Below are 19,762 nucleotides of genomic sequence, written 5' to 3' on the forward strand. Positions count from 1 at the left end.
CGGAGTTCACCTATCAGGGCGACGAGGAGCCGAACGCCGCTGCTCCGGGCGTCGGGAGCGGGCCGCGGAGGGCGTGCCGCACGGCCGGTCCCCGGCACTTCGAAGGGGGACTCGCCCCGTATGCTGGCAGGACAAGTCGTACGTCCTCAGGAAAGCGGCGGTCATGCGCGTCTACGTCCCCCTGACCCTTCCCGGTCTCGCCGAGGCGCACAAGGCGGGCGAACTGGGCCCGGCCCCGCTGGATGCCTACGCCGTCACCCCCGCGCTGCGCGAGTGGTACGTGTCGGACGACATCGAGGAGCTGGAGTACGCGGCCCTCAGCCGTGCCGCCCAGGGCTCGCTGCGCATGCTCGCGACCGATCCGGCGGCGCCGCGCCGCCGCGTGGTCGTCGCGGTCGACGTGCCCGACGGGGCGGCCTCCGTCGACCCGGACGCGGGTCTCGACCAGTCCGGTCTCGGCGTGGTGCGGCTGGCCCGCCCCGTGCCGCTGGCGAAGGCGGCGGCCGTGCATGTGGACTCCGGCGACGCCGAGTCCGACGTCGCCGCGGCGGCGTCCGCGCTGGGCGCGGCCGACCACGGCGACGACGACGCCCAGTTCACCGTGGACGGCGCCGAGGACCACGATCTGATGTGGTTCGGGGTGCAGGAGATCCCGAACCTGATCTGACCCCGGGCGCTGTCAGTGGCGGCCGGTACGGTCTTCGCATGACGCTGCACGAGACGCACCCGCACGGGACGCACATCGTCTGGGACTGGAACGGCACGCTCCTGCACGACATCGACGCGGTGATGGCCGCGACGAACGCCTCGTTCGCCGAGGTCGGCCTGGAGCCCATCACGCTCGAGCGGTACCGGGAGCTGTACTGCGTGCCCGTCCCGCGGTTCTACGAGCGTCTGATCGGGCGGCTGCCCACCGACGCCGAGTGGGAGGTCATGGACGAGGCGTTCCACCGCCACTACTGGGCCGCGGCCGAGGGCGCCGGGCTGGCAGAGGGCGCCGAGCAGCTGCTCGCGGCCCGGTGTGCCGCCGGCGGCACACAGTCGCTGTGCTCGCTGGCGCCGCACGACCGCCTGATACCGCTCCTGCGCAGATACGGGATCGAGCAGCACTTCGTCCGGGTCGACGGGCGCACCGGCCCGAGCCACACCGGCAAGGCCGAGCAGATGGCCAGGCACCTCGCCGCGCTCGGGGGCGTGACGCCGGAGCGGGTCGTCGTGATCGGGGACGCCGTGGACGACGCGGTCGCCGCGGCACACGTCGGGGCGGGAGCGGTGCTCTACACGGGGGGTTCACACAGCCGGGCGAGTCTCGAGGCCGCGGGGGTACCCGTGGTGGACAGCCTCGTCGAGGCGGTTGCCGAGGCGGACCGGCTCGCGGGCCGGCCGGTGGTGTGACGAGGGGCACGGGGAGAGTGGGCTGAATGCGGTGTGACGGCGGGCGACACGCAGATATCTGTCCGGATCGTCAAAGTACGGGCCCGGGATTTGTGCACAAACGGCTCGTGACGTTCTCCCCGGGAAGAGCGATAGCCTTACGAGGTGATCAGCGCGATACCCAGCAGGGGCGACGACGCTCCTGTCCTGTACCCGCGGCGCCACAGCGCCCGGGAAGCCGCTGGTCCCCGGAACCGGGCGTGGCCCACTCCTCCGGCGCAATCGGCGCGTTCGGCGGAGAGTGCGGAGAAGAACCCGGTCACCCCTCCCCCCGGCATACCGTCGAGACGACCGGGCAACCCGGGTCGCGGCGTGATGCCTTCACCACCTATGTCTCGCAACGGCGCGTGACAGGAGCCAGAGGACATGCAGACCAAGCTGGACGAAGCCAAGGCCGAGCTGCTCGATCGGGCAGCACGCGTTGCTGAGATCGGATCCGCCGGGGGGCAACCGCCGGCCGGGCCCAAGGGTGAGGGCGGGCTCGACCAGGAGACCCTGGCCGCCTACCTCCAGCGTTACTACCTGCACACCGCCCCCGAGGACCTCACCGGCCGTGACCCGGTCGACGTCTTCGGCGCCGGGCTCTCGCACTACCGGCTCGCCGAGAACCGTCCGCAGGGCACCGCGAACGTGCGCGTGTACACGCCATCCGTCGAGGAGAACGGCTGGACGTGCACCCACACCGTGGTCGAGGTCGTCACCGACGACATGCCGTTCCTGGTCGACTCGGTCACCAACGAGCTCTCCCGCCAGAACCGCGGCATCCACGTCGTCATCCACCCGCAGATGATCGTCCGCCGTGATGTCACCGGCCGGTTGCTCGAGGTCCTCGGCTCCAACTGCGACGCCCACGGCACGGGCAAGGACACCCCCCTGCCGCACGACGCGCTCGTCGAGTCCTGGATCCACGTCGAGATCGACCGCGAGACCGACCGCGAGGACCTCAAGCAGATCACCGCCGACCTGCTGCGCGTCCTGTCCGACGCCCGCGAGGCCGTCGAGGACTGGTCGAAGATGCGCGACTCCGCCCTGCGCATCGCCGACGGGCTCGGTTCCGAGCCGGCCCCCGCCGATCTGCCCGCCACGGAGATCGACGAGGCCCGTGAGCTCCTGCGCTGGCTGGCCGCCGACCACTTCACCTTCCTCGGCTACCGCGAGTACGAGCTGACGAAGGTCGCCGCCGACGGCGACGAGGAGGACGTCCTCACCGCCGTCCCCGGCACCGGCCTCGGCATCCTGCGCTCCGACCCCGCCCACACCCCCGACGGCCACCACGGCGGGCACCACGCCCCGCTGCCCCGGCCCACCTCGCCGTCGTTCAGCAGGCTTCCCGCCGACGCCCGTGCCAAGGCCCGCGAGCACCGGCAGCTCGTCCTCACCAAGGCCAACAGCCGCGCCACCGTGCACCGCCCCTCGTACCTCGACTACATCGGGGTGAAGAAGTTCGACGCCGACGGCAATGTCACGGGCGAGCGCCGCTTCCTGGGCCTGTTCTCCTCGGCCGCGTACACCGAGTCGGTGCGCCGCGTCCCGGTGATCCGCCGCAAGGTCGCCCAGGTCCTGTCCGACGCCGGGTTCACCCCGGACAGCCACGACGGCCGCGACCTGCTCCAGATCCTGGAGACCTACCCGCGCGACGAGCTGTTCCAGATCCCCGCCGACCAGCTGCGGGCCATCACCACCAGCGTCCTGTACCTCCAGGAGCGCCGCCGCCTGCGGCTGTACCTGCGCCGTGACGAGTACGGGCGCTACTTCTCCGCCCTCGTCTACCTGCCGCGCGACCGCTACACGACCGCCGTCCGGCTGCGCCTGATCGACATCCTCAAGGAAGAACTCAACGGCACCAGCGTCGACTTCACGGCCTGGAACACCGAGTCCGTCCTCTCCCGGCTGCACTTCGTCGTCCGCGTCGAGCCCGGCTCCACGCTGCCGGACCTCACCGACGCCGACATGGAGCGCATCGAGACCCGCCTGGTGGAGGCCGCCCGCTCCTGGGCCGACGGCTTCGCCGAGACGCTGACCGCCGAGGTCGGCGAGGAGCGCGCCGCCGAACTGCTGCGCAGCTACGGCCAGGCGTTCCCGGAGGGCTACAAGGCCGACCACAGCCCGCGCAGTGCCGTCTCCGACCTCGGCCACCTCGAGAAGCTCACGACGGCCGGCGGCGACCGCGACTTCGAGCTCAGCCTCTACGAGCCGGTCGGCGCGGGCCCCGGCGAGCGCCGTTTCAAGATCTACCGCACCGGTGAGCCGGTCTCGCTGTCCACCGTGCTGCCCGTCCTCCAGCGCCTCGGCGTCGAGGTCGTCGACGAGCGCCCGTACGAGCTGCGCTGCTCGGACCGGGCGGCCGCGTGGATCTACGACTTCGGCCTGCGCCTGCCCGAGCACGTCGAGGGCGACGACGCCCGCGTCCGTTTCCAGGACACCTTCGCCGCCGTGTGGACCGGTGCCGCGGAGAACGACAACTTCAACAACCTCGTGCTGCGCGCCGGTCTCGACTGGCGGCAGGCGATGGTGCTGCGGGCGTACGCCAAGTACCTGCGCCAGGCCGGTTCGCCGTTCAGCCAGTCGTACATGGAGGACACGCTCAGCAGCAACGTCCACATCACCCGGCTGCTGGTCAGCCTCTTCGAGGCCCGGATGTCCCCGACGCTCCAGCGCGCGGGCACCGAGCTGACCGACGGGCTGCTGGAGGAGCTGGACGGCGCCCTCGACCAGGTCGCGAGCCTGGACGAGGACCGCATCCTGCGGGCGTTCCTGACGGTCATCAAGGCCACGCTGCGTACGAATCACTTCCAGAAGAACGCGGACGGCAAGCCGCACGCGTACCTGTCCATCAAGCTCGACCCGCAGGCGATCCCCGATCTGCCCGCCCCCCGGCCCGCGTTCGAGATCTGGGTCTACTCCCCGCGTGTCGAGGGTGTGCACCTGCGCTTCGGCAAGGTCGCCCGAGGCGGTCTGCGCTGGTCCGACCGCCGCGAGGACTTCCGCACCGAGATCCTGGGCCTCGTCAAGGCGCAGATGGTGAAGAACACCGTCATCGTGCCGGTCGGCGCCAAGGGCGGCTTCGTCGGCAAGCGGCTGCCGGACCCGTCGGTGGACCGTGACGCCTGGCTGGCCGAGGGCATCGCCTCGTACCGGACGTTCATCTCCGGTCTGCTCGACATCACCGACAACATGTCCGGCGGCGAGATCGTGCCGCCGAAGGACGTCGTGCGCCACGACGGGGACGACACCTACCTCGTCGTCGCCGCCGACAAGGGCACCGCGACGTTCTCGGACATCGCCAACGAGGTCGCGGAGTCGTACGGCTTCTGGCTGGGCGACGCCTTCGCCTCCGGCGGTTCGGCCGGTTACGACCACAAGGGCATGGGCATCACCGCCCGCGGCGCCTGGGAGTCGGTCAAGCGCCACTTCCGCGAGCTGGGCCACAACACCCAGACCGAGGACTTCACGGTCGTCGGCGTCGGCGACATGTCCGGTGACGTGTTCGGCAACGGCATGCTGCTCTCCGAGCACATCCGCCTGGTCGCCGCCTTCGACCACCGGCACATCTTCCTCGACCCGAACCCGGACGCCGCCACCTCCTACGCCGAGCGCAGGCGCCTGTTCGAGCTGCCCCGCTCGTCCTGGGCCGACTACGACACCTCCCTGCTCTCCCAGGGCGGCGGCGTCCACCCCCGGACCGCCAAGTCGATCCCGGTCAACGCCCAGGTGCGCACGGCCCTCGGCATCGAGCCGGGCATCACCAAGATGACGCCCGCCGAGCTGATGAAGGCCATCCTCCGGGCCCCGGTCGACCTGCTGTGGAACGGCGGCATCGGCACGTACGTCAAGGCGTCCACCGAGTCGCACGGCGACGTCGGCGACAAGGCCAACGACGCGATCCGCGTCGACGGGCAGGACCTGCGCGTCAAGGTCGTCGGCGAGGGCGGCAACCTGGGCCTGACCCAGCTCGGCCGCATCGAGTTCGCCCGCAGCGGCGGCCGGATCAACACCGACGCCATCGACAACAGCGCCGGCGTGGACACCTCCGACCACGAGGTGAACATCAAGATCCTGCTCAACGGGCTCGTCATGGACGGCGACATGACCGTCAAGCAGCGCAACAAGCTGCTCGCCGAGATGACGGACGAGGTCGGCGAGCTGGTGCTGCGCAACAACTACGCGCAGAACGTCGCCCTGGCCAACGCCGTCGCCCAGGCGCCCAGCCTGCTCCACGCCCACCAGCGGATCATGCGCCGGCTCGGCCGTGAGGGGCACCTGGACCGCGCCCTGGAGTTCCTGCCCACCGACCGGCAGATCCGCGAGCGGCTCTCCGCCGGGCGCGGCCTTTCCCAGCCGGAACTGGCCGTCCTGCTCGCCTACATCAAGATCACCACCTCCGAGGAGCTGCTCGCCACCGGGCTCCCCGACGACCCGTACCTCCAGCGGCTGCTGTACGCCTACTTCCCGCAGGCGCTGCGCCAGTCGTTCGGCGAGCAGATCGACAGCCACGCTCTGCGGCGCGAGATCGTCACGACCGTCCTCGTCAACGACACGGTCAACTCCGGCGGTTCGACCTTCCTGCACCGTCTGCGGGAGGAGACCGGCGCCTCGCTGGAGGAGATCGTCCGGGCGCAGACCGCGGCCCGTGAGATCTTCGGCCTGAACGCGGTGTGGGACGCGGTCGAGGAGCTGGACAACACCGTCGCGGCGGACGTCCAGACGCGCATCCGGCTGCACTCGCGGCGCCTGGTCGAGCGCGGCACGCGCTGGCTGCTCAACAACCGGCCGCAGCCGCTCCAGCTGGCGGAGACCATCGACTTCTTCCGCGAAGGCGTGGCCACGGTCTGGGCCGAGCTGCCCAAGCTGCTGCGTGGCGCGGACATCGAGTGGTGGCAGTCGATCAACGACGAGCTGGTCGAGGCCGGTGTGCCGGGTGAGCTGGCGGTGCGGGTCGCGGGCTTCTCCGCCGTGTTCCCCGCGCTGGACGTCGTCGCCATCGCGGACCGCGCGGGCAAGGAGCCGCTGTTCGTGGCCGAGGTCTACTACGACCTCGGGGACCGGCTGCACATCACCCAGCTGATGGACCGCATCGTCGAGCTGCCGCGCTCCGACCGCTGGCAGTCGATGGCCCGCGCCTCGATCCGCGAGGACCTGTACGCGTGCCACGCGGCCCTCACCGGCGACATCCTGTCGGTGGGCAACGGCTCCTCGACGCCGGAGCAGCGCTTCACGGCCTGGGAGGAGAAGAACGCCGCGATCCTGACCCGTGCGCGCACGACGCTGGACGAGATCCGCGGTTCGGACTCCTTCGACCTGGCCAACCTGTCGGTGGCCATGAGGACGATGCGCACGCTGCTGCGTACGCACACCTGATCCGCACGGCACGGAGCCAGTGACGCGGGGGCGGCCTCGGGAAACGTTTCCCGAGGCCGCCCCCGCGGCGTTTCTCTGACGGCGGCATGACGCCTTTCATGACGCCGTCATGCCGCCGTTCCTGCCGGTTCGGCCGGCGTTCGCGGCCCGGCCGCCCGCGCCTGCTGCGCTGGTGTCCGGGTTTCTACGGTGGAGGTGCGGTGATCTCGGGTCGGGCTGTGCCCTCGGGCTGGATGCTGCTTTCGAGGATGGGCACGCCGTGAGGGGAGCCGCGCCGCGGACCGTGGCCGGGCAGCGCCCTGAACACCCAGGCACGGTAGGACCAGAAGCGGAACAGGGTGGCCGTGCCGATGCCCGCGAACTTGAAGAGGTTGCTCTGGAACGGGGCGTCCCAGCCGAAGCCGTAGGTGGCGGCGTAGAGGATGCCGTTCTCGATGACCAGCCCGATGCAGCTGAACGCCGCGAACAGGGCGAGCTCCCTGCTGCGGTGGCTGCGGTCGCGGTCCGGATAGGTGAAGTAGCGCAGCCCGAGGTAGTTGAAGGCGATCGCGGCTCCGGTCGCGGCCACGCTGCACCGGACCACCGGCAGGCCGGTGATGCCCCGGCACAGGTTGAAGATCCCGAGGTTGACGAAGATGCCCAGGACGCCGACCGTGCCGAACTTCGCGAACTCCTGGCTCAGGGTCAGCAGCCTCGCGGTGCGGGACGGGGACGTCCCTGTCGTCTTCACCGGTCCCGGTCGCAAAGGCATCTCCCGATACGGTCGCCACGCATTGCGGACATTGCACGCAGACAGCCGATTGTAGTGTAATTTGCCTCGAAAACTGACGCAGTGCGACGGTGTGACAACAACGCGCGAGGACAGTGGCATGACAGAGGCGGTACTGCTCGTCGGCGGCAAGGGAACGCGGCTCCAGCCGCTCACCCTCAACACCCCCAAGCCCATGGTCCCGGCCGCCGGAGTGCCGTTCCTCGCCCACCAGCTGGCCCGCGCCGTGGCCGCCGGCGTGGAGCACATCGTGCTGGCCACCTCCTACCTGGCCGAGGTCTTCGAGCCGTACTTCGGCGACGGGTCCGCCCACGGCGTACGGCTGACCTACGTCACCGAGGACGAGCCCCTCGGCACCGGAGGGGCGATCCGGGGGGCGGCCCCGGCGCTGACCTCCCGGCCGGGCGATCCGGTGCTGGTCTTCAACGGCGACATCCTCACCGGCCTCGACATCGGGGCCCTGCTCCGCCGTCACGAGCGGGCGCAGGCCGACGTCACCCTGCACCTGACCCGGGTCGCGGACCCCCGGGCCTTCGGCCTGGTCCCCACCGACCCCGCCGGGCGCGTGCTCGCCTTCACCGAGAAGCCCCGGCACCCGGACCAGATCGTCACCGACCAGATCAACGCCGGCTGCTACGTCTTCCGGCGCGAGGTCATCGACAGCATCCCGGCCGGCCGGCCGGTCTCCGTGGAGCGCGAGACCTTCCCCGGGCTGCTCGCCGCCGACGCGGTGCTGCACGGCGTGGTCGACGCCTCGTACTGGCTGGACCTCGGCCGCCCGGCCTCCTTCGTCCAGGCCTCCGCCGACCTCGTGCGCGGCATCGTGCGCTCCCCGGCCGTCCCCGGCGAGCCGGGCGAGCACCTGGTGCTCCCCGGCGCCCGCGTCGACCCCGGCGCCCGGCTGAGCGGCGGCACGGTCGTCGGCGCCGGAGCGCACATCGCGGCGGGGGCCGAGATCGCGGGGTCCGTCGTGCTGGACGGGGCCTGCGTCGAGGCGGGCGCCCGGGTACGGGCGTCCATGGTCGGCAGCGGTGCCCGAGTGGGGCCCCGCACCGTGCTCGACGGTGCGGTCATCGGTGATCACGCCAGGGTCGGTGCGGACAATGAACTGCGCGAAGGGGCGCGCGTCTGGTGCGGCACCGCCATCCCCGATGCCGCCATCCGCTTCTCCGCCGTCTGACAGCCGTATGAACCCACGCCACCGCCGCCTACGACAGGACAGCCCATGAGCCTTCCGCACACTTCCGCAGCCGTCACCCCGCTGCCCGCCGAGTGGGGCCGTACCGCGCTGACCGTGGTCATGCCCACGTACAACGAGGCGGAGAACCTCCCCATGATGGCGGAGGCGCTCATGGCCCTGCCGCTGGAAGGGCTGCGGCTGCTGGTCGTGGACGACAACAGCCCCGACGGCACCGGCAAGGTCGCCGAGCAACTGGCCGCCAAGTACGAGGAGCCCGGCCGCCCGCGCGTGAGCGTCCTGCACCGCACCGCCAAGGAGGGCCTCGGCCGCGCCTACGCCGCGGGCATGGCCCGGGCCGTCGCCGACGGCGCCGCGTACGTGCTGCAGATGGACGCCGACGGCAGCCACCCGGCCGACAAGATCTCCGAACTGCTCGGCGTCGCCCTGTCCACCGGGGCGGACGTCGTCGTCGGCAGCCGGTACGTGCCGGGCGGCACCCTCTCCGCCGCCTGGCGCGCGCACCGCAGACTGCTGTCCCGCTGGGCCAACACCTACGCCGGCACCATCCTCGGCACCCGGCTGCGCGACATCACCGGCGGCTTCAACCTGTGGAGCGCGCCCGCACTGCGCGCCATCGACCTCGACACCGTCGACAGCGCGGGCTACAGCTTCCAGGTCGAGACGAAGTACCGGGCACTGCGCGCCGGGTTCACGATCGTGGAGGTGCCGATCCACTTCGAGGACCGCACGGTCGGCGAGTCGAAGATGAACCTGGCGGTGCAGCTCGAATCGGTCGCGATGCCGTGGCGGCTGCGCTCCAAGTCCGGCCGTACGAGCGGCAGGCGCGCCCGCTGATCACGCGCGCCGCACTCCGTGCGACCGGTGCGGACGTCCCGTACCGGGCGGTCGCCGGTGCCGCCCTGCTGACGGCGGCGCTGCTGCTGCTCATGGCGGTGCGGCTGCCGTGGGCGGGGGACCTGGGGATGCACGCCGCCGTCCTGGAACGGCTGCGCACGGACCTGTTCCACCCGGGCAACCCCCTCGTGGACGCGGACACGCCCAGTCCGTACTACTCGCCGTGGACGGTCCTGCTGGCGCTGCTGTCCTCGGCGACCGGCTGGAGCACCTTCTCCGTGCTCCGGCTGGCCGCGCTCGTCGATCTGGTCCTGCTGCTCACCGGGGTGCGTGCCTTCGTCCGCACCCTGACCACCCGGCGCGCGGCGGTGCCGCTCGCGCTGCTGTGCCTGCTGTTCCTGTACGGGGTGCGGCTGTTCGCCTGGAGCGGGGTGCCGGGGCTCACCTCGCTCGCCCTCACGCTGGCCTACCCGAGCGCGTTCGCCTTTGGGCTGAGCTTTCATCTGTGGGCCCTGCTGCGCCGTGCGCTGTGCGGCAGTTGGGGCCGGCCGGCCTTCCTCGGGCTGGGGCTGCTGCTCGCCGCGGTGCTGCTGTGCCACCAATTCACGGGTGCTGTGGCCGTGTTGGGCTCGGCGGCTCTGCTGCTGGGGGCGCGGCCTTGGCCTTCGCGCGCGGTCTGGGTGCGGGCGGGCGCCGCGGGCGCGCTGGCCGTCGCGGTGCTGCTGTGCTGGCCGTACTACCCGTACTTCTCCCTGCTGGGCGTGGACGGGCTGGAGGCGATCCACCGGCCGCTCTACGGGCATCTCGCGGCCAAGTTCTGCCTCGTGGCCCTGGGCGTCGTGGCCCTGGGGGCACGCTGGCGGCGCGACCGCCGCGATCCGCTGGCGCTCTTCTTCGCCCTGGGCCTGGTGGTCTTCGCCGCGGGAGGGTGGAGCGGGCACTGGTCCTGGGGGCGGATCCTGCCCGCGGTGCTCGTCCCCGCCCAACTGGCGCTCGCCGTCGAGACGGCGGCCGCCGGCCGCCGTGCGCTGTGCGCCGTGACAGCGGTGGCACTGCTGGCGGGCGCCTGGACGCAGGCGGGCGTGCTGGCGTACGCGCTGCCGGCGCGCGCCGCGCGCGCCGTGCGGCGGCACGTCCCGACGGTCGCCCTGTGGCCGCCGTTCGACTGGGCTGCCGGGCGGGTGCCGGCCGGTGCGACGGTCCTGACGGACGACTACCACGCGCTGCGGATGCTGCCCGCCTACGGCGCGTACACCGTCGCCCCCGCCTACCCCGATGTGTTCCTGCGCGACGAGCGGCGGCGCCGGGAGGCGACCCGCCGCTACTACGCGCCGGCCGCCACCCGGGCCGAACGGCTCGGCATTCTCAGGGAGTACGGCGTGCGCTGGGTGCTGCAGAGAGACGGCGGGCCGGGTCTTCCGCAGGGCGACCCCGCCGTGCGGTACGCAGCTTGCGGCCCCGGGGGGCTCGCGCTGCTGGAGGTGACCGCCCGATGACGGAACCGGACGGCTTCGCGCGCTGGCTGCGCGGACGGACCTCGCGGCCGGTGTCCGCCGCCGCGCTCCTGCTGTTCCTGCTGAGCGCGGGACGGGTGCTGGGGGACGACCGTACGGGCATCGACAACGCGGTCGTCGTACGCGCCGCCCGCACCCTGCTCGACGACGGCTCGCCGTACGCGGACAAGCGATTCCTCTATCCGCCGGGCGCGGTGTTCGCGGCCCTGCCCCAGGCGCCGCTCGGCGAGCGGGTGTTGTTCTACGCGGTGCCCGCGGTCACCGCCCTGTTCGTGCTCGCGGGCGTGCTGACCGCCCTGCGTATCTTCCGGGTACGGGCCGACAGCCGTCTCGCCGCGGCCATGACCGCCGGGGCCGGGCTCTCGCTGCCGTTCCACAGCATCATGCATCTCGGCAACTGGACGGTGGCCTCCTTGGTCGCCTTCCCCGCCGCCCTGCTGCTGGCGCGGCGCGGGCGCTGGGACGCGGCGGGGATGGTCGTGGGTGCTGCGCTGGCGCTGAAGCCCATGCTCGTGCCGGTGCTGCTGCTGTTCGTCCTCGCCCGGCGGTGGCGGGCGCTGGCCCACGCCGTGGCCGTTCCCGTCGTGGTGTCCGCGCTGTCCGCGCTGGCCCTGCCCCGGCCGGGGCTGTTCCTCACCAAGACGCTGCCCTTCCTGCTGCACGGGCAGGACGCGTACGCGCAGCCGTACGACGCCTCGTGGCCCGCCGTCCTGCTCAGGCTGGGCGCGCCGAAGGCGGTGGCCTTCGGGGCCGCGGGGGTCCTGGTGCTGGCGGGGCTCGGCTTCGCGTGGCTGCGCTGGCGGTGCGGGGGCGAGGAGGGGCTGCGGCTCGTGGAGTGCGCGTCCCTGCTGATGCTCACGGCGTTCATGACGTCCCGCCCGTCGTTCCTGCACTACACGCTGGTGGTGCTGCCCTCGCTCGTGGCGTCGGTCGTGGTGCGCGGGGCGGCCGTGCGCTCGGTGTGGTTCTGGATGCCTCTGGTGCCGCAGTTGGCGGGAGTGCCGTGGCCGGGGCTGGGAAGCGCGCGGCGGCACGCCTTCAAGGACATCGTCATGTACGCCGGGCTGGCGGCGGTCCTGGCCCTGGCCGCCTGGCGGACCCGGCCACGCGCCGCCCGGACGGTCACTGTCAGTGGTGGCATCTACTCTCTGAGTAGTGATTCCGACTCCCGGAATCCTTCTGGAGCGAGGTGACTTGTGACCGCCGACCAGCCCTGCCCGGCTTCCGCCACTCCTTCCGCCGCTACTTCTGCCACCTCTTCTGCCGCCCCTTCCGCCATTCCCGATGTCAGCGTGGTCGTGATCGTCTACAACGACGCGGTGCGCCTGCCGCGCGCCGTGCGGTCCGTCCTCGCGCAGTCGCTGCGCCGCCTCGAGGTCGTCATCGTCGACGACTGCTCGACCGACGAGACCTTCGCCATCGCCCGCGCCCTGGCCGAGTCCGACCCCCGGGTGCGCTGCCTGAGACTTCCGGCCAACAGCGGCGGCTGCGGCGCTCCGCGCAACGCCGGGATCGCCGCGGCCCGGGCCGGCCATGTCATGTTCCTCGACAGCGACGACGAACTGCCGTACCACGCCTGCAAGTCACTGCTGCTCACCGCCGAGCGGACGGGAGCCGATGTCGTCGCGGGCGCGGTCACGCGCCTCTTCGAGCGGACCGGAAGCACGGGCCTCTGGTATCCGGAGTTGTTCGCGGACACCCGTGTCCTGGACGGCATCCGCGGCGCACCCGAGTACTTCCTCGACCACCTCTCCACCAACAAGCTCTACAGCGCCGAGTTCCTCTCCCGGCACGACCTGCGCTTCGCCGAGGGCGTGCACTACGAGGACCAGCTCTTCAGCGCTCAGGCCTACACCCTGGCCCGGCGGTTCGCGATCGTCCCCTGGCCCGTCTACACCTGGCGGCTGGCCGCCGGCCCGAAGGCCCCGTCCATCACCTCGAGCAGACACCTCATCCGCAACGTGACCGACCGCGTCGCCGTGGCCCGGCTGACCGACGCCTTCCTGGAGGAGAGCGGCAACGGCGATCTCAGACCCGCCAAGGACAAGGCATTCCTGGGCCACGACCTCCGCCTCCACCTCGGCGACCTGCCCTTCCGCGACCGGGAGTGGGCCGAGCGGTTCGCCGCCGTCGTCACGCCCTACCTCGACACCCTCACCCCCGAGGCCTTCGGTGCCGTCCCGCGCGAACAGCGGATCTGCCAGTACCTGCTGCGTACGGGCAGACTCGCCGAGGCCGCCGAGTGCGCCCGTACGCTGGACCGGCCCCTGCTCGCACCGCGCCACGTCGTGCGCGACGCCGGCCGCACCTACTGGGGGGCGACCCGGCCCGCCGGCGACCGGGAGGCAGCCGAACTCGACATCACCGACTGGCAGTTGGACGCACAGCCCTTCGCGACCTGCCCGCTGCGCCACGAGGCGGCAGGGATCACCACGCACGGATCGCTCCTGCGGATCACCCTGCACACCCACGACCCGGGACGCCTGATGGGCGGGCCCGCGGCCGTCACGGCCGAGCTGCGCCTGACCCTCGCGGGGACCCCGCTCACCGTGCCCTTCCGCTACCTCCCGGCGGCCCGGGAGGCGGAGGTGCGGACCGCCGAGTTCACGCTCGACCTGGGCCGCGCCCCGCTCGGCCTCAAGGGCTTCCGGGGCCGCCGGCACCCCGTCGTCGTCCTCCGGCGGCAGGGCCTCACCCGCAGCGACCCCGTCCTGGCCCCCGCCGGCCGGCCGGCGCTGCAGGCGCGGTTCAACGGGCATGTGGTGAGCGTCGGTTGCGAGGGGCAGGGCGCCGGGCGGCTCGAGTTCGGCTGGGAGCGCGCCGGTGTCCTCGGCCGTGCCGAGACCGTGGCACCGTATCTGAGGCCTGTGCGCCATCGCGTCCAGCGGCTGACCCGGCGCGTCACCGGCCTGCGCGCCAAGGCCATGCTCTGCCACGAGCTGCAGAGACTCCCGATCGACGACGACCTCGTCGTCTTCGAGGCGCTCGAGGGCCGCGGATACGCCGACAGCCCGCGCTACATCCACGAGGAACTCCTGCGGCGCGGACTGCCGTTGCGCGCCGTGTGGTCCTATACCGGCAGCCGCGCCGGCTATCCCGCGGGCGTTCCGCTCGTCCGGCGCGGCAGCTGGGAGTACGCGCTGACGGTGGCCCGCGCGCGCTACTGGGTGGACTCGCACGGCTTCCCGATGCCCTTCACCAAACGCCCGGGCACCCGCTACCTCCAGACCTGGCACGGCCAGGCCTTCAAGCACATGGGCTTCGACGTGCCCGAGCTGAGACTGGCCGGCCCCGGTCGGCGCCGCAGACACCGGGCCATGGTCGCCCGCTGGGACGCCCTCATCGCCCCCAGCCCGGAGTTCGAGCACACCTTCGTGCGGGCCAACGAGTACACCGGCGAGCTGCTGCGCACCGGGCTGCCCCGCAACGACGTGCTCGTCCGCTGGAACGAGCCCGAGCAGCGCGAGCGCGCGGCCGCCACCCGCGAGCGGCTGCAGATCCCGGACGGGCGCAAGGTCCTGCTCTACGCGCCGACCTTCCGGGACGGGGCGCGCGGCAGCGGCGAGTCGATCCGGGTCGACCTGGCGGAGCTCGTGCGCCGCACGGGCGGGGAATGGGCCGTCGTGGTCCGCCCGCACCCCTACGAGCACTTCACCGTGGAGCGCGAACTGGGCCACGCGGTGCGCGACGGACGGGAGTTCGCCGACCCCAACGACCTGCTGCTCGCCTCCGACGCACTGCTCACCGACTACTCGTCCGTGATGTTCGACTACGCCAACCTGGGCCGGCCCATCCTGCTCTACGCCGACGACTACGAGCACTACCGCACCGCGGTGCGCGGCACGTACTACGACCTGGCCGACATCGCCCCGGGCCCGGTGCTGTCCGGCACGGCCGAACTGGCCGCCGTGCTGCGGGACCTGGACGCGGTGCGCGAGCGCTGGGCCGGGGAGTACGAGCGGTTCCAGGCGCGCTTCAACCCGCTGGAGACCGGGCGGGCGAGCAAGGCCGTGGTCGACCTGTTCTTCGAAGGACGGACCGCCGGCGGCGCGGGAGGTGCCCGGTGAACCGCCCGAGCCGTCCGGACCGTTCGAACCGGCGTCATCTGTTCCTCGTCGGCGTCGACGTCGACTCGATGGGCGGATCCCAGCGCGTGCTGCACACCCTCGCCCAGGGGTTCGCGGAGCGCGGCCACCGCGTCGAGCTGATCGGCATCCGGCCCAGCCCCGAACCGCACACCTACCTGGCCCGCCCGGCCTACCGGCACACCACGCTCCACCGCTCGTTCGCGCCGCCCGGCCGGGACGCCTGCACCCTGCGCGAGCGGCTGAGCCCGGCACACCTGTACGCCGTACGGGCCGAGCGGCGGGAGCGGGACAGGGCCCGGGCGGGGCTCGCCCGGCGGTTCGCGGCGGTGCCGCACGGCTACGTCATCGCCGGTTCGCCGTGGGCGGTCGACTGGCTGGCACCGGTGCACCGGCCGCACCTCAAGGCGATCGGGCAGTACCACGAGTCCTACCTCCAGGCCTGCGACACCGACAACCTCCGGCTGATCCTGCGGCATTACCCCGAGCTGGAGAAGGCCGTCTTCCTCAGCGAGGCGGACGCCGCGGAGTTCCGCCGCAGACGGCTGCCCAACGCGACGGTGCTGCCCAACCCGCTGCCCTTCGCCCCGGGCGCACCGGCCCCGCTGGACAGCCGGCGCCTGGGAGCCGTCGGGCGGCTGGACCCGGTCAAGCGCCTCGACCTGCTGGTCGACGCCTTCGCCGAGGTGTGCGCGGAGCGCCCCGAGTGGGAGCTGCACTTCTTCGGCGACGGTCCGCTGGAGTCGGAGCTGCGCGAGCGCGCCGTGCGGCTCGGCGTGGGCGGGCGGGTCCGTTTCCGGGGCAGCGTGCGCGACATGGCCGCCGCCTACCGGGAGTTGTCCGTCCTCGCCCTGACCAGCGAGCGCGAGGGGCGCCCCATGGCCCTCGCCGAGGCATCGGCCGCCGGGGTGCCGTGCGTGGGCTTCGACCTGTCGGGCGGGGTGCGCGAGCTGGTCGACCACGGCCGTACGGGCACGCTGGTGCCACCCGGGGACAGGGCGGCCTTCGCGGCGGCGCTGCGCGAGCTGGTGGAGGACGAGGGCCTGCGCGAGCGCTACGGGCGCGCCGCCCGCGACCACGTCGCCCCCCTGGCGCTGCCCGCCGTGCTGGACCGCTGGGAGGCCCTGTTCGAGGAGATCGACCGATGAGCCGTGCATCAGCCGGCGGCACGCGCCTCCAGGCGGCGCCGCACCCGGCGGAGCGCCACACCCACCGCGCACCGCACCCCCGGCGCCACCCGCAGCGCGAGCGAGCCGCCCGCCACGGCTCGGGTCTGCACCAGCACCACGCCGTGCCGCAGGCTCGGCACGGCCGAGCGCCGCACCCCGCCGAGGCCCCGCGCGGCGGTCCGCAGGCAGCCGCCCCGCCGGCACCGCAGCCGCACCCGCACGTCCCACACCTGCGGCACACCGTCCCGCCGCCCCCGCGCGGCGAGCGCGCCGAGCCGAAGCGGCAGCCGCGCCGTCCAGCCGGACCCTTCGCCGACCAGCGGGGCGCTGAGCTCCACCACGGGGTCCCCGCCGCGCAGCCGCAGCTCGACGTCGATGCCGTCCGGCCCGGCAGCGGCGAGACGGCCGTACAACTCGTGGACGCGCAGGTGGAGTTCGGCGCTGCGGGCCACCGGGCGCATGCGCACCGACGCGTCCACCGTCACCGGCAGCCGCCGCACCGGCTTGGCACCGGGCCCGACGAGGCCGTCGAGCGCGACGGCCGGCAGGCCGTCCGCCCAGACCGGCCGGTCGCCGTGCCGTGCGTAGGGCGGCAGCAGCCGCGCGGGGCGGGCGGCGAGCTGGGCGAGCCGGTCCAGGTCGCGCGGTGCCCCGGAGGCCAGCACGACCCGGGCGATCCAGCGGGCCGGGGCGCGGGCCGCGGCCAGCTCGGCCTCGCCGTAGGCCGACAGGCAGTTGCGGGTGGCCTGCCACCACGTGTACCGGTAGGCGGCGCTGCGCACCGGCAGCTCCCGTACGTACATCCGCAGGTCGTGGTCGAGGAACTTGACCCGTGCGGCGTGGGCCAGCGACTCGTTGCCCGCGTCGCGATAGATCTCCACGCCGTGTTCGTGGGCGCGCACCCGCGCCTGCCAGTTGGCGATCGTGCCGCGGTCGAGCGAGATGGAGGGCCTGGCCGTGGCGCGGCGGACGTGCCAGATGTAGACGGTGTCGGGGATGGTCGCGACGCGCGGCGCCGCCGCGAGGAGCCGTGCTCCGAAGACGAAGTCCTCGTAGGCGAACGGGCCTTCGGGGAAGGTGACGCCGTGCTCCACGAGAAAACCGCGCGCATAGAGCTTGTTGACGCAGAGCGTGTCGTGCAGCAGGGCCGGGTGGGCGGCGGGGGAGTGGTGCAGCGCGGGCGCGCGATAAAGACCGGGCTGCCAGTGCGTGTCGCGCCGCCCCGGGAGTTCGCGGCGTACGCACAGGCCCGCTGTGACGGGAGTGCCGTGCCGCAGGGCGGCGTCCAGGAGCGCGGTCACGGCGCCGGCAGGGAGCACGTCGTCGCTGTCGAGGAACATCACATAGGGTGCCGTGGCCGCCCGTACCCCGTCGTTGCGCGGGGTGCCGCACCCTCCGCTGTTGACGGTCCGGTGGATCACGCGCAAGCGGGCGTGGTGGGCGGCCAGTTGGTCGAGGACCGCGCCCGTGGCGTCGGTGGAGGCATCGTTCACGGCGATGACCTCGGCGACCGCGGGGCCCTGGGCCAGGGCCGAGTGCACCGCGTCGCCGATGTGCGCGGCGTCGTCGAAACCGATGACGATCACGCTGACCAGACCGGGGGTTCCGCTCACGTTCACTGTCACGAAATACATTTTTATCCGCTAAGTATGGCTAATCGGTGCATTCTCGGGCTGGTTGCACGAAGTGCGGCCGAACGGCATGGGAGGGGACGGACATGGGGGCGACTCGTCTGCGGGCCGCGTTGACGGATCGCGCTCGCGGCGCTCCTGCTGCCGCGGTGGAGCCGTCGCGCCCCAGGGCTCCCATGGCCGCCGCGGTGCTGGTGCCCGCGGCCGTCATGCTCGCGCTCGGCCTGTGGGGCCTGGACCGGGGCACGATGTGGCGCGACGAGGGGGCCACGTTCCAGGTGGCCCGCCGTTCCCTCACCGGGATCGGACGGCTGCTCGAGCATGTCGACGCCGTGCACGGCCTGTACTACGTGCTGATGCACGCCGTCCTGGCCGTGCGGGCCGACGAGGTCGTGCTGCGCCTGCCGTCCGTCCTGGCCGCCGCGGCCACCGCCGGACTGGTCGGCGCCATCGGCTGCCGCCTGGCACGCCCCCGGGTGGGTCTGTGGGCCGGGCTGCTCTACGCCGTCACGCCGTTCGTCGGCCACTACGCCCAGGAGGGCCGGTCCTATGCGCTGGTCGCGGCAGGGGCGGCACTGGCGACGTGGCTGCTGCCGGCGGCAGTCGAGCGGGGTTCGGTGGCGCGGTGGGCCGGGTACGGCGCGGTTGTCGCGGTCACCGCGCTGCTGCACGAGTTCGCTGTGCTGCTGCTTGCGACGCATGCGGTGACGCTGCTGGTGTCGCGGGTGCGGTGGCGGGTCTGGCGCGGGTGGGGGTGCGCGGCCGTCGCGGCCTGCGTGGTGCTGGCCCCGCTGGCCGTTCTGTCGCAGCGGCAGAGCGAGCAGGTGTCCTGGATCAGGAAGCCGGGGTATGCGGAGGCGAAGGGGCTCGTCCTTGCGTTTGCGGGTCCTCGTGAACTGGTGTTGTTCGCCTGTCTGTTGCTCATAGCAGTGGCTGTGGTGGCGCCGCTGCCCCGTACCGGGCCGCTGCGGCTGAGCGCGGTGGCGCTGCCGCTCGCACTCGTGCCGCCTGTGCTGCTGTATGTGGTGTCGCAGCGGCAGCCGCTGTTCCTCGACCGGTATCTGCTGTTCTGCGTTGCGGGGGTGCCGTTGCTGGTCGCGGGCGGGGCGGAGCGGGTGCTCGGGCTTCTGCCGTGGCGGCGGGTGGTGGCGGTGTCTGGTGTGGTGGCCGTCGCCGTGGCGTTTGCCTGGCAGCTCCCCTTGCAGGAGCGCGAGCGCCTGCCGACAAGCCGGGGTGACGAACCGGCCCGTGTCGCGGCGGTGTTCGGGCGGGTGGCCTCGCCCGGTGATGCGGTGCTGTTCCTTCCGCACTACGAGCGGCGGATAGCCCTCTTCTATCCGCGCGCCTTCACGGGCGTGCGGGACCTGACGCTCAAGCGTTCACCGTCCGCCTCCGGCACGCTCTACGGCGAGGACGTCCCGACTGGAGAGCTCCGCGCCAGGCTGGCACGGCTCTCGCCGCGGGAGCGGGTGTGGGTGGTGTGGGACACGAGCTCGGTGATGAGTGGGTGGTTTCGCGCGCAGCGGGCGGAAGTTGCGAAGGTGAGGGTGTTGGGGGAGGCGTGCCGGGAGGTGCGGTCGTCTGTGGTGTTTGTGCGGGGTGGGGCGGTGTCGGAGTATGCGTGTGGGGTGAGGTGAGGGGGAGGCGTGCCCCGGTCCCGCCCTTTCACCGTTTCCCGGGGCTCCGCCCCCGGACCCCGGACCGCGCTGACGCGCGGCATCCGGGGGCTACGCCCCCTGGCCCCCGCAACGCGGCGGAGCCGCGACA

12 protein-coding genes are annotated in these 19,762 nt (G+C 72.7%); 10 read left to right on the top strand and 2 right to left on the bottom strand.

Translation table 11 applies throughout. The annotated features are described in order from the left end of the window. Nucleotides 1–163 precede the first annotated feature (163 nt). The 3 genes from ACV530_RS32850 (at nucleotide 164) to ACV530_RS32860 (ending at nucleotide 6,792) form a co-directional block, all read left to right on the top strand. Complete coding sequence (locus ACV530_RS32850) at nucleotides 164–667, top strand: DUF6912 family protein (protein WP_494336345.1); 504 nt, start codon at nucleotides 164–166, stop codon at nucleotides 665–667. 38 nt (nucleotides 668–705) lie between these two features. Further along, nucleotides 706–1,395 carry an HAD family hydrolase gene (locus ACV530_RS32855; protein WP_494336346.1) on the top strand — a complete coding sequence of 230 codons (690 nt, stop codon included), beginning with the start codon at nucleotides 706–708 and terminating at the stop codon, nucleotides 1,393–1,395. A gap of 405 nt (nucleotides 1,396–1,800) precedes the next feature. Continuing rightward, the gene (locus ACV530_RS32860; protein WP_494336347.1) at nucleotides 1,801–6,792 is read left to right on the top strand and encodes an NAD-glutamate dehydrogenase; all 4,992 of its coding nucleotides are present in this window, start codon (nucleotides 1,801–1,803) and stop codon (nucleotides 6,790–6,792) included. 184 nt (nucleotides 6,793–6,976) lie between these two features. On the opposite strand, the gene ACV530_RS32865 is transcribed toward ACV530_RS32860, so the two are convergent. Next, nucleotides 6,977–7,543 (bottom strand): GtrA family protein, encoded by a 567-nt coding sequence (locus ACV530_RS32865; RefSeq protein ID WP_494336348.1) that lies wholly within the window; start codon nucleotides 7,541–7,543, stop codon nucleotides 6,977–6,979. A gap of 118 nt (nucleotides 7,544–7,661) precedes the next feature. Here ACV530_RS32865 and manB point away from each other — a divergent pair, with 118 nt between their 5' ends. The 6 genes from manB (at nucleotide 7,662) to ACV530_RS32895 (ending at nucleotide 16,343) form a co-directional block, all read left to right on the top strand. Beyond that, entirely contained in the window at nucleotides 7,662–8,741 is a 1,080-nt protein-coding gene (manB, locus tag ACV530_RS32870; RefSeq protein ID WP_494336349.1) for a mannose-1-phosphate guanylyltransferase, read from the top strand. A 45-nt stretch (nucleotides 8,742–8,786) separates the two neighbouring features. Then, entirely contained in the window at nucleotides 8,787–9,596 is an 810-nt protein-coding gene (locus ACV530_RS32875; RefSeq protein WP_494336350.1) for a polyprenol monophosphomannose synthase, read from the top strand. A 92-nt stretch (nucleotides 9,597–9,688) separates the two neighbouring features. After that, nucleotides 9,689–11,092, top strand: coding sequence for a hypothetical protein (locus tag ACV530_RS32880; protein ID WP_494336376.1), 1,404 nt, complete (start codon nucleotides 9,689–9,691; stop codon nucleotides 11,090–11,092). Then, a complete protein-coding gene (locus ACV530_RS32885) occupies nucleotides 11,089–12,303 on the top strand; it encodes a glycosyltransferase family 87 protein (protein WP_494336351.1) in 1,215 nt (404 codons plus the stop codon). The genes ACV530_RS32880 and ACV530_RS32885 overlap by 4 nt, the downstream gene beginning before the upstream one ends. Before the next feature lie 99 nt (nucleotides 12,304–12,402). Further along, nucleotides 12,403–15,177 (top strand): bifunctional glycosyltransferase/CDP-glycerol:glycerophosphate glycerophosphotransferase, encoded by a 2,775-nt coding sequence (locus ACV530_RS32890; protein WP_494336352.1) that lies wholly within the window; start codon nucleotides 12,403–12,405, stop codon nucleotides 15,175–15,177. Continuing rightward, complete coding sequence (locus tag ACV530_RS32895) at nucleotides 15,174–16,343, top strand: glycosyltransferase (protein ID WP_494336353.1); 1,170 nt, start codon at nucleotides 15,174–15,176, stop codon at nucleotides 16,341–16,343. The genes ACV530_RS32890 and ACV530_RS32895 overlap by 4 nt, the downstream gene beginning before the upstream one ends. 8 nt (nucleotides 16,344–16,351) lie before the next feature. Here ACV530_RS32895 and ACV530_RS32900 read toward each other — a convergent pair whose 3' ends face one another. Continuing rightward, on the bottom strand, nucleotides 16,352–17,983 hold the full coding sequence (locus ACV530_RS32900) for a glycosyltransferase family 2 protein (protein ID WP_494336377.1): 1,632 nt from the start codon (nucleotides 17,981–17,983) through the stop codon (nucleotides 16,352–16,354). A 98-nt stretch (nucleotides 17,984–18,081) separates the two neighbouring features. Here ACV530_RS32900 and ACV530_RS32905 point away from each other — a divergent pair, with 98 nt between their 5' ends. Then, entirely contained in the window at nucleotides 18,082–19,632 is a 1,551-nt protein-coding gene (locus ACV530_RS32905) for a glycosyltransferase family 39 protein (RefSeq protein WP_494336354.1), read from the top strand. Nucleotides 19,633–19,762 lie beyond the last annotated feature (130 nt).

Source organism: Streptomyces sp. SX-6 (genome assembly GCF_059089585.1).

What these genes read in the sequence shown, in the direction of transcription:
- ACV530_RS32880 (WP_494336376.1), top strand. Translation starts at nt 9,689, where the DNA reads ATGGCGGTGCGGCTGCCGTGGGCGGGGGACCTGGGGATGCACGCCGCC.
- ACV530_RS32860 (WP_494336347.1), top strand. Translation starts at nt 1,801, where the DNA reads ATGCAGACCAAGCTGGACGAAGCCAAGGCCGAGCTGCTCGATCGGGCA.
- ACV530_RS32850 (WP_494336345.1), top strand. Translation starts at nt 164, where the DNA reads ATGCGCGTCTACGTCCCCCTGACCCTTCCCGGTCTCGCCGAGGCGCAC.
- ACV530_RS32885 (WP_494336351.1), top strand. Translation starts at nt 11,089, where the DNA reads ATGACGGAACCGGACGGCTTCGCGCGCTGGCTGCGCGGACGGACCTCG.
- ACV530_RS32875 (WP_494336350.1), top strand. Translation starts at nt 8,787, where the DNA reads ATGAGCCTTCCGCACACTTCCGCAGCCGTCACCCCGCTGCCCGCCGAG.
- ACV530_RS32865 (WP_494336348.1), bottom strand. Translation starts at nt 7,543, where the DNA reads ATGCCTTTGCGACCGGGACCGGTGAAGACGACAGGGACGTCCCCGTCC.
- manB (WP_494336349.1), top strand. Translation starts at nt 7,662, where the DNA reads ATGACAGAGGCGGTACTGCTCGTCGGCGGCAAGGGAACGCGGCTCCAG.
- ACV530_RS32905 (WP_494336354.1), top strand. Translation starts at nt 18,082, where the DNA reads ATGGGGGCGACTCGTCTGCGGGCCGCGTTGACGGATCGCGCTCGCGGC.
- ACV530_RS32855 (WP_494336346.1), top strand. Translation starts at nt 706, where the DNA reads ATGACGCTGCACGAGACGCACCCGCACGGGACGCACATCGTCTGGGAC.